The sequence below is a fragment of the Chitinophaga oryziterrae genome (genome assembly GCF_009758125.1).
Lineage (GTDB): Bacteria > Bacteroidota > Bacteroidia > Chitinophagales > Chitinophagaceae > Chitinophaga > Chitinophaga oryziterrae.
Genome location: NZ_WRXO01000004.1, coordinates 447,055 through 464,865, shown reverse-complemented (window position 1 = coordinate 464,865; position 17,811 = coordinate 447,055). Strand labels below are relative to the sequence as shown.

The 17,811-nt window shown below is 43.6% G+C and carries 4 protein-coding genes; all 4 read right to left on the bottom strand.

The genetic code is table 11. The annotated features are described in order from the left end of the window. Positions 1 to 9: 9 nt before the first annotated feature. The 4 genes from GO495_RS16815 to GO495_RS16800 are packed head-to-tail and all read right to left on the bottom strand — an operon-like array spanning position 10 to position 17,803. A complete protein-coding gene (locus tag GO495_RS16815) occupies positions 10 to 1,035 on the bottom strand; it encodes a TauD/TfdA family dioxygenase (RefSeq protein ID WP_157300878.1) in 1,026 nt (341 codons plus the stop codon). An 18-nt stretch (positions 1,036 to 1,053) separates the two neighbouring features. Then, positions 1,054 to 15,054 carry a non-ribosomal peptide synthetase gene (locus GO495_RS16810; protein WP_157300877.1) on the bottom strand — a complete coding sequence of 4,667 codons (14,001 nt, stop codon included), beginning with the start codon at positions 15,052 to 15,054 and terminating at the stop codon, positions 1,054 to 1,056. Between the two features lie 10 nt (positions 15,055 to 15,064). Beyond that, positions 15,065 to 15,439 (bottom strand): hypothetical protein, encoded by a 375-nt coding sequence (locus GO495_RS16805; protein ID WP_157300876.1) that lies wholly within the window; start codon positions 15,437 to 15,439, stop codon positions 15,065 to 15,067. A gap of 9 nt (positions 15,440 to 15,448) precedes the next feature. Next, positions 15,449 to 17,803, bottom strand: coding sequence for a penicillin acylase family protein (locus tag GO495_RS16800; RefSeq protein ID WP_157300875.1), 2,355 nt, complete (start codon positions 17,801 to 17,803; stop codon positions 15,449 to 15,451). Positions 17,804 to 17,811 lie beyond the last annotated feature (8 nt).

The following is a 17,811-nucleotide window of genomic DNA, read 5'->3' as shown; positions in this document are numbered from 1 at the left end:
ATGGGTTAACTATGAATTAATATTTCCTGCGTCGTAAGCGGCTTCAATAATAGCAGTGGCAATCAGTCTGTCGCCTTTGTAAGGATAACGTCCGTGTGCAGCCAGCATGTTATCGAGGAAAATGATATCCCCCTGCTGATAAGGGAATGCTACAATATTCTGTTTGTAGGCTGCTGCGATTTCTTTATATTCTTCCGAAGAGATCTCTGTACCGTCACCAAAGAATGTTTCAGAGGTAAGATATTCACTCGGGAAGAAATCATCATGTTCCAGTTCAAGTTCTTCATAACGTGAAAAACGGTGAAAGAAGTAAGCATGATTAAACCATGTATCCTCCTGTGTAACCGGATGTTTTACAATTGCATCCTTTACCCATTCAATTACCATATGGTCTTTATCCAGTATTTTATACTCAATATTATTCTTCCTGCAGGTTTCATCTACTACTTTCAGATCATCTGTCTGGAATACTTCCTGCCATGGCATGCCAAGGTCCGGCAACAGATTACGACGGTATCTTACACCTTTTGCCCTGAACTTTTCCACCAGTGCAGGACTCAGTGCCTGTAAAACCCTGCGGGTATCTGCAATAGGCGTTTCACCTCCTTCTGTGGCAGGAATGATACAGCAGAAAACTATCTTTTTCCCCCATACCCTGCTATAGGAAGATTCACTATGCATGTTGATGGTACGCTCATTAGGATATATGGTAGAGGTATAAATATTTTTGATATTGAGATCTACTTCCTTTCGGGGAGAAGAACGGAACATGTAAGGCAGCGGGTCTGTATTGAAACATTTCATAAAGTTGTTAAAATCCTCTACAGACCTGATCCCGAAACCACGAAAAAGAATGCCACCGTGTTGGACCAGCAGACGGTCGAACGCTGCTGCATTTTCCTTTACCCACAGGCTCAGGTCACTATCCGGACCAGCAGGAGTGATCAGTAAAGGCAATACCTGGTTGCTCTGCTCATCGAATGGTTTTTGAATAACACTGCTCTCATTGATCAGTGTATCTATAATGTTTTCCATAATTGATTTTTTTAGAGGTTATATTTTGATCTTTTCTTTGGGTTTATCACTGGGTTGCTGTTGCTGGTTGAGCCAGCGGATGTTTTCTATTTCATGAGCAAGATGTTCAATGGTCGCTTCTTTGAAAATGGTCTGTATACTTAGTACTATTCCAAAAGCTTTTGAAATACGGGATAACAGTTTAATTACTTTTATGCTATGGCCTCCAAGATCAAAGAAATCAGCTTTTACACTTACCGGATTTTGTAGTCCAAGCACCTCCTGCCACAAATCTGCCAGCATAATCTCTGTTTCATTACGCGGAGCAACATAAACGACCTGTTCCTGCATACCTGTAATATCAAGTATTGCCAGTTCTCTCCGGTTGATCTTACCATTGACGGTAAGTGGCAAAACCGGGAGTTGTAACAATTGTGAAGGCTGCATATGCACTGGTAAACGTTCCTGCAGGTAAGCAGCCACGTCCTGCCTGTTTGCCGTTCCGGTGATGTATCCTACCAGTTGTTTGTCACCTGCGGCATCTTCTACGATCACAACGGCCCCCTGTGTTACACCCGGTGCATTTTGTAATACGTTTTCAATCTCTTCCAGTTCCACCCTGTAACCACGTACTTTTACCTGGTTATCAGTACGTCCCAGAAAAACAATATTGCCGTCTTCCAGGTATTTTACAGCGTCTCCTGTTTTGTACAACATATCATCTGCAAAAGGATTTACCACAAAGCGCAGGGCTGTTAACTCCGGGTTATGTAAATAGCCCGCTGATACGCCAATACCGCCGATATACAATTCTCCGGTCGTACCCGCCGCACATAACTGCTGTTGTTTATCCAGGATATATATCTGTGTGTTGGAAAACGGCCTGCCTACCGGTATAATATCCCCATAATCATCCGCGTCGGTTACTATGTGTAACAATTTACCAACAGTAGTTTCCGTAGGACCGTAATGATTAACGATCGTACAGGTACTACCGGTTGCCCTTACCTTCCTTACTACATCCGTATGCAGGGTTTCTCCTCCAAATATCAGCAAGCGGGCAGGCAGCAGCAGCTGATCACCGGATGATAATGCTTTCCAGTGAGAAGGCACTATCTTGAGACAATCGATCTCATACCTGTTAAAATATCCGGTAAGCGCATTTCCGTTATTCACCATATCCATAGAGAACAGGTGCAGGCAACTTCCCTGTAAAAGAGATGTATATAATACGGTATTCCCCAGATCGGTGGAGATACCGGATACAAGTGCCAACTGTTTACAATCTGATAACGGTAATTTTTGCTGTATGCCATAAACATAATCCACCATGTTTGTATGACTGATCAACACTCCTTTTGGAGTGCCTGTGGAACCAGAAGTATAGATCACATACAAAGGATTGTTACCCGTATTCACAACAACAGTATTTGCGGAAGAACAGGCTGCAATTAACTCCGCATCATTATCCAGCAACACCTTGCTGCCAGTTGTTATTTTATCCGCACTCCCGCTAAGGGTTACCACAATATCAGCCCCGATATCCGAGAGGATATAACTGATACGTTCCTTTGGATAAGAAGGATCTACCGGTACATAGCCGGCACCTGCTTTCATAATACCCAGCAGGCCAGTCACAGCCTCTACAGAACGGTCTGCACATAAAGGCACCAGACTTCCCGGTTGCACCCCTTTACTGACAAGGTAATGTCCCAGACGGTTAGCTGCATCATTCAGTTCTCTGTAGGTCAATATGTGCCCTTCAAATGCCAATGCCGGGGCATCCGGCGTTAATGATGCCTGTTTTTCAAACAGGGAGATAATCGTTTCCTGTACAGGATATGCTACTGCCGATGTGCATTGTAGTAACAGTTGCTGTTCCACTGCACTAAGGAAACGTACATCACTTAACGGTACCTGCTCATCCTCTGCAAACCCTGTAATCACATTCATTAAATGAGCGTGCATCTCTGCGATGGCTGCAGCAGAAAAAGCGGTATCCCTGTACATGAATGTGATCCGTACCTCATTGCCTACCGGGGCTACCTGTACAGTGAAATCATAGTTGGATTCCACATACACATCAGATGATACCAGCGTTAGTGATTCCAGACCTTCTCCTCCTGATAATCCGGAGGAAATAATTTCCTGTACAGGAAAGTTTTCATATACAAAAATATGATCGAACAACTCATTGCGTAATATACTTTCTGCCTGTGCTTCTGCAAGTGGCAGGTAATGATGTGGCAGGGTATCTACGGCATCTCCGTGAATCCGTTTAAGGAAACTTCCAATGGTATCCTGATCTGTATAATGAGCTCTTACAGGAATAGTATTGATAAATAAACCTATCATGGTTTCCACACCTTCGAGTTCTCCCGGACGCCCGGAAACAACCGCCCCAAACACCACATCCTGTGTATTATTGTATTTGCTTAGTAACCATGCCCAGCAACCCTGTATAAATGTATTTTCTGTAATGTCCAGTGTACTGCATATCCGGCGGACCTTTACCATTATGTCGTTACTGATCATAAAAGGGAAACGTTGCATTCGCGGGCGTTCCTGTTTTATGAATTGCTTAAAGGGTACACGGGCCGTATTTTCATATCCTTCCAGGTAGCGGTTCCAGTATGTTTTACTGATACCGGCATCCAAACGGACCAGCCAGTTAATGTAATTCACATAAGGGAATACAGGATGAAGCATGGGACTGCCACCTGCCAGTATAGAACGGTAAATTACATATAGCTCGCTAATCAGCACTCCACTGCACCAGCCATCCATCAGGATATGGTGATAAGTCCAGATAAAAACATACTGATCTTTGCCTGTTTCCACAATGGATAAACGCATCAGTGAATCTGTATGAAGATCAAATCCCTGCTGAATATCACTTTCTTTACAGCTACGTATAAACACCTCTTCCTCAACATCTGCCGGCATCAGTATATGTTTCGCCTCATTACCAGCCTTTCTTTTTACTATCTGCAGATTTTTTTCTGCATAACGGTGCGTGAAAGAGGTACGCAGAATAGCATGACGGTTACACAAATAATCATAACTTTTCTTAATCACGTTTATGTCCAGTCGTCCGGATACCTGGTAAGACACCTGGTTTACATAAGAAGCAGAGGCTGGTGAAGATAACCAGTGATAATAAATCCCTTCCTGCAAAGGCGACTGTTCGTAGATGTCTTCTGTTTGCCCGGTGGGATTCAGTGACTTCAGTTCTCCTATACTGATCCCTTTAAAACTAAGATCTGCCGGTGTAACCCAGGTGTTTTTTTCCACAGCTAACCGGGAGATCATTGTTGACAGATGACCTTCCATCCCCTGTAACAATTTTTGTATAGTGGCCGGTTTGTATTGTGCACCGGAGAAACTGACACTGCATAACAGCGTTCCTTCCGCAATCACAGATGAGATCATTAATTTATGCCGTTGCAGATAGCTGCCGGAAGTTTCCAGGCCTCTGTAACGGCCAGACAAACTAAATACTTCTTTATCAGATGCTGTATCAAAAGTACCCAGGTAATTAAATGTAATATCCGGCAGGCGGGATAGTTTCAATGATTGCTGTAAATAGCGCAGCATCCCATACCCTATTCCTTTGTTGGGAATATTCCGCAATGTTTCTTTCAGTTGTACCAGGTTATCGGTAATATTCTCTCCGGGTATTGTAAGAACAAAAGGATACATGCTGGTAAACCATCCTACCGTACGCGAAACATTACACTCAGGTATGATCTCTTCGCGACCATGCCCTTCCATTTCCAGTAATACACTGTTTATTTTGAAAACATCTTTTAAAGACATTCCCAGCGCTAACAACAACAAGTCCTTTACATCCGTATTATAAACTTTCCCTGCTTCATTAACAAGGGAAGTTGTTTGTTCTTTACTCAAACTGAAAGACAGTGAAACAGGGTTTGTAGCCGGAAGATCAGCATCCTGTGGCAAAGGATTGGCGGCCATTGATTCCCAATAACTGATTTCGGAAAACAGTGTATTACTAACCTGATACAGTCCGGCAGCCCATTTAAGGAAAGAATCTGTTTTGGCCGGTAATTTTACAGGCTGCTGATTTTCCAGTTGGGCATATAACAGGGACAAATCTTCTATAATAATACGCCAGCTTACGCCATCTGTTACAAGATGATGCGCAACAAGCAACAGGCAATCATTTTCGGAAAAATGGAACAATACTGCCTTAAACAGCGGACCTCTAGCCAGGTTGAAAGAAGATTGTACTTCATCGCAGATCTCTCTCATCTCCTTTTCTACTTCCGGATGTTTGCGCAGATCATGCTCTTCCAGGTGATACGCCTTTTCATTATTGTTCCTGTTATACTGCTGCCAGCCAACATTTTCCTCAGTAAATACCATGCGCAGGGCATCGTGATGTGCCGTTAAATATTGCAGGCATTTTTCTATAATGCCGCTGTTTAAAGGGGAACTGCTTTCCAGTAATACGGATTGGTTGTAATGATGTTTATCAGCGTAATTATTTTCAAAGAAGGAAGTTTGTACAGGTGTCAGTAATACCTTCCCTTCTATTGTTTCCTGTATCGCAGCAACCGGTTGTACCGTACCTGTCACGAATCTGCATAATACTTCCAGTACAGGGTATTTAAGTATATCTCCCACCTTTACAGTATATCCGCGCTTTTTAAGCTGTGTGGCCAGCAGGATGGCTTTGATGGAATCTCCGCCGGATTCAAAAAAACTGTCTGTCATACCACCGGGCAATTCTCTTTTAATCACATGCTGGCAGGATTCAAGTACGGCTTGTTCCACTTCATTACGCGGGGCGGTATAATGTACCTGTACAGGTGATAAGATACCGTCTGGAGCAGGTAATGCCCTCCGGTCTGTTTTACCGTTTTTCATTAATGGCAGATGGTCCAGATGAATAAACCAGGCTGGCAGCATATACTCAGGTAGTTCTGCAGACATACCTGTACGCAGCACTGCGGATGTAAGGGCTTCCCCGGTATAATAAGCGGCCAGCGAATTTTGTCCGGTTGCATCTTTGAATACAGTAACTACGCCTCCGGTGATACCAGCCTGTTTTAGCAGCACATGTTCTATTTCCCCAGGTTCAATACGGTAACCTCTTACTTTTACCTGGTCGTCGGTACGGCCGATATAAAGAATCTCTCCTTCTGTATTACGGCGTACCAGGTCGCCGGTACGGTATACAATGGCACCGGGAGTAAAAGGGTCTGGTATGAATTTCTCTGCTGTAAGCAAAGGATTGTTCAGGTAACCAAGTGCTACGCCATCTCCTCCTATAAGTAATTCACCTGCAACACCCTCAGCACATAAGCGGAGATATCTGTCTGTGATATATACCTGTGTATTGGAATAAGGACGCCCAACAGGCACCTGTATATACGGACGGTCTATATCTACCTGGTGAAGCAATACACCGATCGTGGATTCTGTAGGGCCGTAATGATTAAATAAGCGCCCTTTATAGCCCGATTCTCTTATCCGCTTTAACAGATGATTGCTGAATGCCTCACCTCCGAATATGAGCACCTTATGTGGCAGTATCACGATATCCTCACCGGCATACGATTGCCAGAGGGAAGGAAAAATCTTAATCCCATCTATCCGGTTCTCTCCCAGGTATTCTTTTAGCAATACCCCGTTAAAGAGTATTTCTTCTGCAGGCAGATGTAGTTCACCTCCCTGTAACAGGGACGCAAAGAAGATGGTATAATAGGCATCCGCGGCAAGGGAGGCAAGAATAGCAAATGAGTGGCATTCATCCAGTCCGGTACGCGGGATAATATCCAGCAGGTGATCTGTAAGTGAATAATGCGCAATCACCACTCCTTTTGGTTTACCGGTAGAGCCGGAGGTATACATGACGTAAGCCGCCTGATCAGGCCGGATTGTAACGGAAGGTGCTGAGGGTGACATATGTGCCCAGTCCTGTGGCTGAATAGCCCTAATGCCCTCCATATCGCCTGTAATGAACCTGGCATTGGTATCTGCGATGATATACTGAAGCCTGTCTTCGGGCGTACCAGGATCTACAGGTACAAAAGCGGCACCTGCTTTTAGAATACCCAGTATGTTAATAACCAGCGAAACGGATTTACGGGCAATCACGATCACAGGTTCTTCACGTGAAGTACCGGTAGCCAGCAGGTAGTTGGCCAATTGGTTACTGCGTGCCTCCAGTTCCGCATAGGAGATTGTTTCCCCGGCTGCTATCACGGCTGTTTTTTCCGGTGTACGGGCGGCCTGTTCTTTAAACAGTATGATAATATGCTTATCACGGTTATAGACATGCCTGTTGATATTGATCCCCCTGGTTAAATGGGTATGTTCTGCAGCAGAGAGATAGTCCAGTTTCCATAAAGGTGCTGCCGGACTGTCTACCACTATATCAATCAGCCGGCGCAGGTGCTGTAATATTTTACGGGCATCAGTTTCACTGTATATATCAGCATTATAACGGAGGTCCAGCCGTATTCCTTTTCCTATCTGCTGAATATTGAACAGCATATCATATTTCACATGGATCATGCCTGTGGCAAAAATCTCTTCCCTGGCTGGAACATCTGCGGCATCACTATTGTCCTGCTGATTCTGCATAGTCATCATCACATCAAATAAAGGAGAACGGGCGGTATCTCTCTTCAGTTCCAGGCCCTCTACCAGTCTGTCAAAAGGATAACCCTGATGTTCATAGGCAGCTAGTGTGGTAGCTCTTATATTGGTGAGCAAATCTGTAAACCCGGCTGCAGGAATGATCCGCGTGCGCAAAACAAGAGTATTGATATAAAAACCTATCTGGTCTTCCAGGGCAGCATGTTCGCGACCAGCAACAGGGCTTCCGATAATAATATCTTCCTGCCCGGTATAACGATATATCAATGTCTTAAGTACGCCAAGCAATCCCATAAACAGCGTTGCATTATGTGCATTACACAGTTCCTGCAAAGGTGATACGGACGAACCAGGGATAAACATGGCTAATCCCTTACCATTCTGCGTTTGCAACAGCGGGCGTGGATTAGTGGCCGGCAATTCCAGTACGGGAAGATCTCCCTGTAATTGTTGTTGCCAGTATAACCGGTGTGCTGCCGCCTGAGGCATATTTAACTGTGCCTGTTGCCACGCTGCATAATCTTTGTATTGTATGGATAGCGGTGGCAGGATAAGTCCGTTCCCTTTTGTCTCTGCCATGTACAACTGTTGCACATCTTTCAACAACACCTCCATAGACCAGCCATCACTGATAATATGATGCATATTGAACCAGAGCTGATAATTGTCGTTGCTTTTGCGGATAAGGCCGGCACGGAATAATGGTCCGTGCCGGAGATCAAAAGGCCTGCAGGAGACTTCCGCAATATACCTGCTGATCTCCTGTTCATCTGTATCTTCCAGATGTATGTATTCCAGGTTGAATGGCATTTTATCTGCTGATAAAATCACCTGTCGTAATTCACCTTGCTCATTTTCACGGAATACCGTACGCAGTATTTCATGCCGGTTAATCACACCGGCGATCGCATTTTCAAGTGCGGGTATCGATAATGCTTCATTAAACTCAATACTTCCCGGTAAATGATAAGCACCGCCAAGCTCCTCCTGCTGTGCCAGTATCCAGAGACGGCGCTGTCCGTCTGATACCACATAATCCTGCTGTACAGGTAATACAGGGATGCCTTCAGATACAGCGCTGTTTTTACCTGCTATCAGCACTGCATGATCACGGATGGTCGTATATCTGAACAGGTCTTCCATAGAAAGCCTGATACCAAATTCCCGGTTGTAATGGTTGGTTAGTTGCATTAAACGCAGACTATGCCCCCCAAGACTAAAAAAGTCGTCTGTTACACTTACCCTCTCCTGCTTTAGTAATGACTGCCAGATATGGCTGACCCGTTCTTCCTGTTCATTAGCAGGTGCTATATATACCGCATTCCGGATACTTCCGGGGGCTGGTAAGGCATTCCGGTCAATCTTTCCATTCGGCGTCAATGGTAAATCAGCCACCTCTATAAAATAAGAGGGCAGCATATAATCCGGCAAACGTTGCTTTAATAAATTATATAAAACTTCTTCCCTGTAATTTTTCCTGACCGACAGATAACCGGCCAGCAGGTTATTCCCTGTTTCATCTTTCACTGCTACAACTACACACTGGCGTACTTCTTCATATGTATTGATTACGCTTTCTATTTCTCCTGTTTCAATACGATAACCTCTTACTTTTACCTGGTGGTCATTTCTCCCCAGTATTTCTATAGTGCCATCCGGTAGCCATCGCGCTAGGTCACCTGTAGCATATATTCTCCCTGTTTGAGCTAAGGTGATAAATCTTGCAGCGGTGAGCGCTTCGTTATTCGAGTAACCACGGGCAACACCGGCTCCGCCGATGTATAGTTCTCCGCTAATACCAACCGGGCATAATTGCTGGTTCTTATCAAGGATATAAATACCTGTATTGACGATCGGCTTACCTGCTGTCACTCTTCCGGTTTCCAGCTTTATTCCGCTCGACCAGATAGTGGTTTCTGTAGGACCGTAAACATTATATACTTTCGCCGATGTATAGTTCCTTACCCTGCTCAGTAAATCTTCCGGAAATTTCTCCCCGCCTACTATCAGATGCTGCAGGTTACTAAGGAATACATGCGAACCTGTATCTTCCAGCAACACACCTAAATAAGATGGGGTGATCTGCAAAGCAGTAACAGATGTATACTGATCAAAATTATTCAAAGACATACTACTGCTGCGAATCGTAATCTTCATACCACGACTTAACGTCCACAATAATTCCAGTATGGAAATATCAAAAGAAATAGACGTAATAGCCAGCAGATGATCATCTTGTGTTAATTCAAGAAGATGATCCATTCCATGGATAAAATTAACAAGATTACTATGGGGAATTTGCACACCCTTAGGATTACCCGTAGAACCGGAAGTATAAATCACATAAGCCAGTTGATCTGATTTAACCCTAATATCAATCAATGATGCATCCGGTATATGATCTGTTGTAATGATCTTATAACGGGCAGGACCATCCAGTTGATTTGCCAGTTCTCTATTCGTAATGATCACAGATGCTGCTGCATCATTCAGCATGTATTGTACACGCTGTAATGGATATTCAGGATCTACAGGCAGATAGGTACCGCCAGCTTTCAGGATAGCTAATATAGCTACTACAAGATCCGCAGACCTTGGCAGATACACAGGTACCTGTACTTCTGACGATACCCCTTGTTGTTGTAACCAGCCGGCAAGTGCATTACTATGCTTTTCCAGTTGCTGGTAAGTATAGCTGTTACCCTCAAATATTACAGCAGATGCCTCCGGACGTGCGCTAACCTGTTCCCGGAAAAGATCTATAACAGTTGTATCATGGGGATAATCAAATGCCGTATTATTAAATGTAAAAAGTAACTGTTCCTTTTCTTCCTGTAACAGATAATCAGCCTTGCTGATAGACTCTTCAGGACTATTCAACACAGACTGTAAAAGGCTATCAAAATGCATCAGCATGGATGACATATGTGCCTTATCATAGATATCCGTATTGTATTCAACACCCATATCCAGACCATCTGCCGTAGGTGTAAAATAAAATGTATGGTCAAATTTAGCGGTACACGCACCACCATCATATACCTTACCTGCTTCCAGCCGACTGCCTTCATTATTCTCCTGCTGATTATGAAGGATCATCATCACATCAAATAATACAGCCCTGCTGGTATCTCTTTTCAGTGGCAGGTCTTCCACCAGTTTATCAAAAGGATAGGCCTGATGCTCATACGCCTCCAGTGTAAGCCGCTTAATATTCTCCAGTAAAGCAGAAAAACTATCCTCTCCCTTCAGATGATTACGTAATGCAAGTGTATTGATATAAAAACCAATTTGTCCTTCGAGTTCACTATGATTTCTGCCTGCTACCGGAGAGCCGATAATAATATCCTCCTGCCCGCTGTATCGGTATAACAAAGTATTGAGTACCGCCAGCAATCCCATAAACAAGGTACTTCCCTGTTTATGGCAATAAGCCTGGAGTCTCCCGGTATTGACAGCATTAATCCTGTACAACAATACATAACCATGATAGGTTTTAACAGATGGCCGGCCGCTGTTACCCGGCAATTCCAATACAGGAAGTTCTCCTGCAAACTGCTCCTTCCACCAGTTAGCAGATAACTTCATTGGCTGCAATTGCTGCCAGGCTGCATAATCTTTATACTGGATGGCCAATGGCTTCAATACTGCAGGTTTACCTTCTTTCAATGCATTGTATACTGCAAACACTTCCTGTTGTAAAATCTGCATAGACCAGCCATCACTGATAATATGATGCATATTAAAACCACACAGACTACCACCTGTTCCCAGTTTTAACAGGCTAACCCTCAGCAGAGGGCCATTTGCCAGATCAAACGGTTGTTCAATACTTTCCTGAAGGGATAATTTTGCAGTGGCCAGATCTTTTGCAAAACCGGTATGTAAATGAAATTGCTGCTGATCTGCAGGTAATATAACCTGTCTCAACTCACTATCCGGGTTTTCACGAAAGACGGTGCGTAAACTCTCATGACGGGCTATTATTCTCAATACTGCCTCTTCGAATAAACCAGCATCATACTCACCTGATAATTCCAGATGACCAAACAGATGGTAAGAAACTGATGCATCTTTCAACTGACTTAAAATCCATATCCGCCGCTGTCCGTCAGACACTGCGTAATCCGGGGATATGCCCACAGGAAGAATAGGCGTATACTCTCCGGCTGCGCTGCCGGTTAATAACTTTGCATGTGAAGCGATCGTGGTATGCCTGAATAACAAGGGCATCGACACTTTTACATGGTATAATTTCTCATACTGATTGATCAGTTGCATTAAACGCAAACTATGTCCCCCCAGTTCAAAGAAATCTGATTCCACACTGATAACATCATCTTTCTTTAATAATTCCTTCCATAAAACACTTAACCCGGTTTCAAGACTGGTACGCGGTGCTACATAGGCGGAAGCAATTATACTGTCCGGTAAAGGCAATGCACGACGATCTACTTTACCACTGCCCGTCAACGGAAAACTTTCTACCTGTATGATCCTTACCGGAACCATGTAATCAGGTAAACGTTGTTGTAATGATTTCTTTAGTAATAACTCATCACATGTACCTTCTACATACCCCAGTAACATATCATTATGTACCACCACAATGGCGGCTGTAATACCTGGTTGTTCTGTTAACACATGTTCTATCTCGCCTGGTTCTATACGATAACCACGTAATTTTACCTGGTTATCCATACGTCCTATATATTCAATACTCCCATCTGACAACCACCTAACCCTGTCGCCGGTCTTATATAACCTTCCACTCCCTTTAAATTCATCTGGTATAAAACGCGCTGCTGTCAACTCAGGTTGATTATGATAACCTCTTGCCACCTGCACTCCTCCTATGTATAATTCTCCGCTGATACCAACCGGCAACAACTGTTGTGAATCGTCCAGTACATACAATTGTGTATTACTTACCGGGCCTCCTATAGTGATCAATCCTGTATCAAACGGAATATCATAATAACTTACTTCTACGGATGCTTCTGTGGGACCATACAGGTTAGACAATGGAATAGCAACCTGTTTATACCAAGCGGTAACAGTACTTAAAGGCAAGGATTCCCCACTGCAAAATACACGACGCAATGAACGCAGATCAGCTCCGCCACCCATATCAGTATTGATAAAACTTTGCAGCATCCCAGGCACAAAATGCGCTAAGGTGATCTGGTGAGAAGCAATCAGCCTTCCGATACGTTCCGGTGAATAAACATCTTCATCTTCACAAAGAACAAGACTGCTCCCAAAACACAATGGAGTGAAAATTTCAAATACAGATACGTCAAACGTGAAATTCGTTTTCTGTAATAATTTATCGCTAAGGGTATAGGCATAATGTTTTGCTCCCCATGCCAACCGGTTTAACACACTGCGATGTTCTACCATACAGCCTTTAGGACGACCCGTAGAACCTGATGTATAGATCACATAAGCAAGAGAACTATCCTGCTGCAACATTTCAGGAGCAGTAACCGGATAGGACGACTGTACTAATTCAAAACGTTCAATCTCTTCCTTGTCTAATACGATGCGACTACCACTATCCGCTATCACATAGTTAATACGTTCTGCAGGGTGAGAAGGATCTACCGGAACATAAGCACAACCTGCTTTTAATACTGCCAGTAATGAAATAATCAGCCACTCACTGCGTTGTAAACATACAGCTACCAGTTCTTCCGGCAGAAGATCATATTCTGCAAGCAGGTAATGTGATAATTGAGAAGATAAAACATCTATTTCTGCAAAACTGAAAGAGCGATCGCGGAAATACAAAACAGGGTGTGAACCATGTAATTGTACCTGTTCCCGGAAAAGTGACACCAGGGTATGACCCTGTTCTACAGGAACAACTGTATTATTAAATACTTCCAGTAATTCTTTTTTCTCAGCAACTGATAGATAGTCAACAGTAGAAATATTTACCCCGGGAAAGTTCACAAACGCCCGTAATAAATTTTCATAGTGTACACCAAAACGGCTAATAAAAGCTGCATCATAAATATCAGTATTAAACTCTACAGAAAGATCTAAACTATCATCGGTTACACTGAAAGAAAAGGAAAGATCGAACTGACTGGTAGTACGCAGATCATCTTCCATAAATATGAAATCTGACGAAACTTCAGATACACCAGTCTTACGCCTGTCATTAAACACCACCAGTATATCAAAAACTGCTGCATGGCTGCTATTATATTTTATATCCATCATCTCTACCATATAACTGAATGGTAACTGCTGATGTACATATACTTCTTCCAGTAAACGGTGTTGTTTTTCTACGGCTTTCTCCATACTATCTTCCGGAGATAACTTTGTACGTACCGGCAGGCTGTTTACAAACAATCCAATAACAGACTGCATGGACACATGTTCCCGTCCGGTCACTACGGTGCCGGTTAAAAGATCTGAATGACCGGTGTAGCGATAAAACAACACATTCAGCGCAGACAGTAATGCAGCATATAATGACACACGTTCTCCCGCACAATAAGCGCCTAATTGTATACGTAAGGCATCCTCTAAATGCAGCACAATACGGTCACCTCCATTTGTTCTTACAACAGGTCTTACGCTTTGTCTGAGCTGCAGCAAAGGCCATTCTCCCGACAATTGTTCCTTCCAGAAATTCTCTTCCTTTAACAATTGTCTATCATGAATAGCCGTATGTTCCCAGGCAGCAAAGTCCTTAAATGTATTTCCTGGTTGAGGTAACGAAGATGGCCTGTTTGCCAGCTTCGACTGATAAATATTCATCAGCTCCTGCTGGAAGATCCCACCTGAAAATCCGTCAAAAATGATATGATGTATATTTAGTAACAGGTAGCTCTGTTCTGTATCCTGTATGATAGTTGCTTTGATAAGGGGAGCTTTGGAAAGGTCAAAGAGTTCCATACTCTCCTCATACATAACAGTCTTTAGCGTTTCGTCCTGAATATGTTTATATTTTACAGATAACTTTACCTGGCAGATTTGTTGTCTTAACGTCCCATTTTCATCCCTGATGAAAGCAGTGCGTAAAGCCTCATGCCGGGTCACCATATCCTGTAAGGCTTGTTCCAGTACCGGAAGCACTACAGCCGGTCCAAGCCGGATGCTAAGAGGTATATTATATGCTCTTGAAGCATCCGGGTGCTGGCTCAGCAACCAGATACCTTTTTGTCCGAAAGAAACAGGGTAATTGTCTGCAGCTGCCGCTACAGGAAACACGGCCTTTTCTTTTTCGGCCATCTGTAAACGTTCAAGAATAGTATCTTTATGTTCTTTAATAGATGCGATCAGTGAAGCATTCAGTATGCCTTCCGCAGCTTTCACTTTCAGCTCATTCCCTTCTCTGCGAAGTTCAACGCCTCTTTTTCTTAATTCGCTCAATAACAATAAAAAATCCATAAAATAAAGACTAATTGTTTCGAATAGTATTATGTGCAGGTACGGGTTTAAACAAACGAACAATATAAAAGCCGGTAGCTGAACAAAGCAATGCAGTGATAATATTAACGCTGGCTACTGTGCCAAGTAGTGTTGCAGGAGCAATACCTGAAAAATGGGCAAAGGGGTACAGACTTCCTTTTACATCAACCACAAACGCGAAGTAACAGCAGAATGCCAGCAGCTCAGCAATCGCAACTGCCAGCAGGGGAAAACGGGTAATACGGGGTATAGCACCAAATACCAGACCTGTTAGGGCCCAGATAGCTATCATAGCCCAGTAGCCAGCAAAGAAATGCGCGATGACCAGTAAAAAAGGAATGCCGATATATTTTAAGTATGTCATAAAATGGGATCAATGATGAGAGAAAAGGATTGTATCTGAAATAGCGTGCAGTTTTGATCTGTCGCGGGTAAACTGGGTTTTATGCAGGTTATTTATTTCCCAGTCGGGCAACTGCTGCGCATAACTGGCATTGTTTACCCTGCCTGTTTGTCCCACAGCATTCACCATCCACGAAACGATTGCACTATCTTTTATCTGGATCAGCGTACGGATCACGGGATGTGCTTCGTAGTTAACATTCACGGTATTCTCATTTCCTCCCAGGCCGGCCAGCTTCATTTCAAATCCTGGCAACTGGGTGATCTGCGGGATGGAGAATGCATATGCCTTTCCTTTTATAGGATTACCTGCAGCGTCGCTATAGCGATCTTTATAAGTAGAATCCGTAAGTTGCATTAAACGGGTAAAACAGTTTTTTGCATCCACCTGCTGTGTACCGTTGTTCAGATGATCATAGTGCAGTAAGAAGTTGACCAATTGATCAAAATAGGGAGGTTGTTTCAGGTCCAGTTGCGCAGCCAGTTCTTTCCCCTCCTGTTTTGCCGCACGAAGGAAAGCACGATAAAAAACAGCTTCTTTTTTTTCAGGGTCTAGTTTTCCGTCCCATTTCATCATCAGCTCCCAGTTGCTACCGGGAGGTATAGCTGGCACATATTTCTGTAATAATAGTTGCAGGTCTTTTACAGAGAGGTCTACAATATCCAGTTGCAGCTGTTTCATATCTTCTGCATCCAGTACTTTTCCTGATGCTATCACTTCATTGATACGGCGTGGACGGTAGAGATCTTCAAACCAGCGGGATGAAAAATAATATGCAGTATGTAATGGTTCCTGGTTAGCAGTAACCAGATAACCCTGTTTGGGATTATAAACCTGCGGTAAAGAATCGAATGGTACATATCCCTGTAATGGCAACTGTGTACCATCCAGTAAACCTCCGGCATAACCGGCAGGTTTCAGCGGCATTTTACCTGCGCAGATCACGCCCATATTTCCCAGTATATCTCCATATGTAAAGTTTTGTGCAGGATAATCATAAGTGCGCAGGGCTTCCCTGAAATCATTCCAGTCTGCTGCCCGCATCAGTTTCCAGAATGAGACAACTGCCATGGCTGACTGCTGTGGATGCCATTTTAATGCATAACTGACCGTATCCTTTTTCTGCAATGGGCCCAGCAAAGTATTGGTAACAATAAGATGCCTGGAAGCCCCATTTTTCACGTGGATCACCTCCTCTTTTTTCTCTGTTTTTTCCCATTTGCCGTTAAACCAGTATTGATCTTTTTTTGCAGGATCTGTTTTTAACAGGTACTGTTCCGTTACATCCCATCCGCCATTGGTGATACCCCATGAAATGTTTTCATTATGACCGGTAACTACCATAGGGATACCGGGGATTGTATAACCATATACATGCAGGGATGGTGATTGTAACTGTAATTCGTAAAAGATATTGGGAGATACCAGGAACAGGTGCAGGTCATTACAAAGGAAAAGCTGTCCGGGAGCGGTATGTATTCCTCCTACTACCCAGCTGTTACTACCCAGGCTTCTGTTAGTTTCCTTAGAGGGGTACTTATTGCGGGAACCGGATTTGAACAGCTCTACCATTGGTTTTCCCGCACCGGTGAGTACCGGTTCTCTCAAACCGGCAGGAATAATGGTAGGTGCATTTTCCGGGCTGGAAGGATAAAGGATCTGCCTTAAAGTATCTGGCAGCTTCTCCAGTATCTCCTGTTTTTTAAAGTAATCATCATAGAAGGTAAGATCATGACTCATGTACCACTGGATAAGGAAAGAATATGTGGGTTTCCACACATGCGGTGCATATCCCCATATTACATACATTGGATCTCTGTGGCGCTGTTCCTCCTTCTGCATGTAATCATTTACACCTTTTGTGTATGCATTCAGATAAGCGGCCAATTCCGGCTGTTGTACCGTGATACTGTCCATCATCGACTGTGCACGTTGTTCCAGTCCAAAAATCCGCCAGTGCTCATCGGAGCGGATACCAGATTCACCTATCATTTCAGAGAGACGTCCCATCACAGTATGCGCAATCAGTTCCATCTGAAAATAGCGGTCCCTTGCATGTACATAACCAACAGCATAAGCGAGGGAATTATTGTCTGTTGCATATACAGAAGGGATGCCCAACGAGTCTATATATACAGCTGCAGAAATACCTTCTGCATCAATATTCTGTTTGCCTTCAAGCGGAATTGACGAAGGGCTTAGTATTCCATGTTTGTAGTTTGCAAGCTGCTGTGGGGTATTCAGTCCGCTGAAATTGCAGGTCGTATAATACAGCCATCCGCCTGTAAGCAATAATAAAGTGGCAACAATGATGATACGTTTCATATAATGAG

Coding starts and splice junctions, on each gene's coding strand:
- GO495_RS16815 (WP_157300878.1), bottom strand. CDS start 1,035: ATGGAAAACATTATAGATACACTGATCAATGAGAGCAGTGTTATTCAA.
- GO495_RS16810 (WP_157300877.1), bottom strand. CDS start 15,054: ATGGATTTTTTATTGTTATTGAGCGAATTAAGAAAAAGAGGCGTTGAA.
- GO495_RS16805 (WP_157300876.1), bottom strand. CDS start 15,439: ATGACATACTTAAAATATATCGGCATTCCTTTTTTACTGGTCATCGCG.
- GO495_RS16800 (WP_157300875.1), bottom strand. CDS start 17,803: ATGAAACGTATCATCATTGTTGCCACTTTATTATTGCTTACAGGCGGA.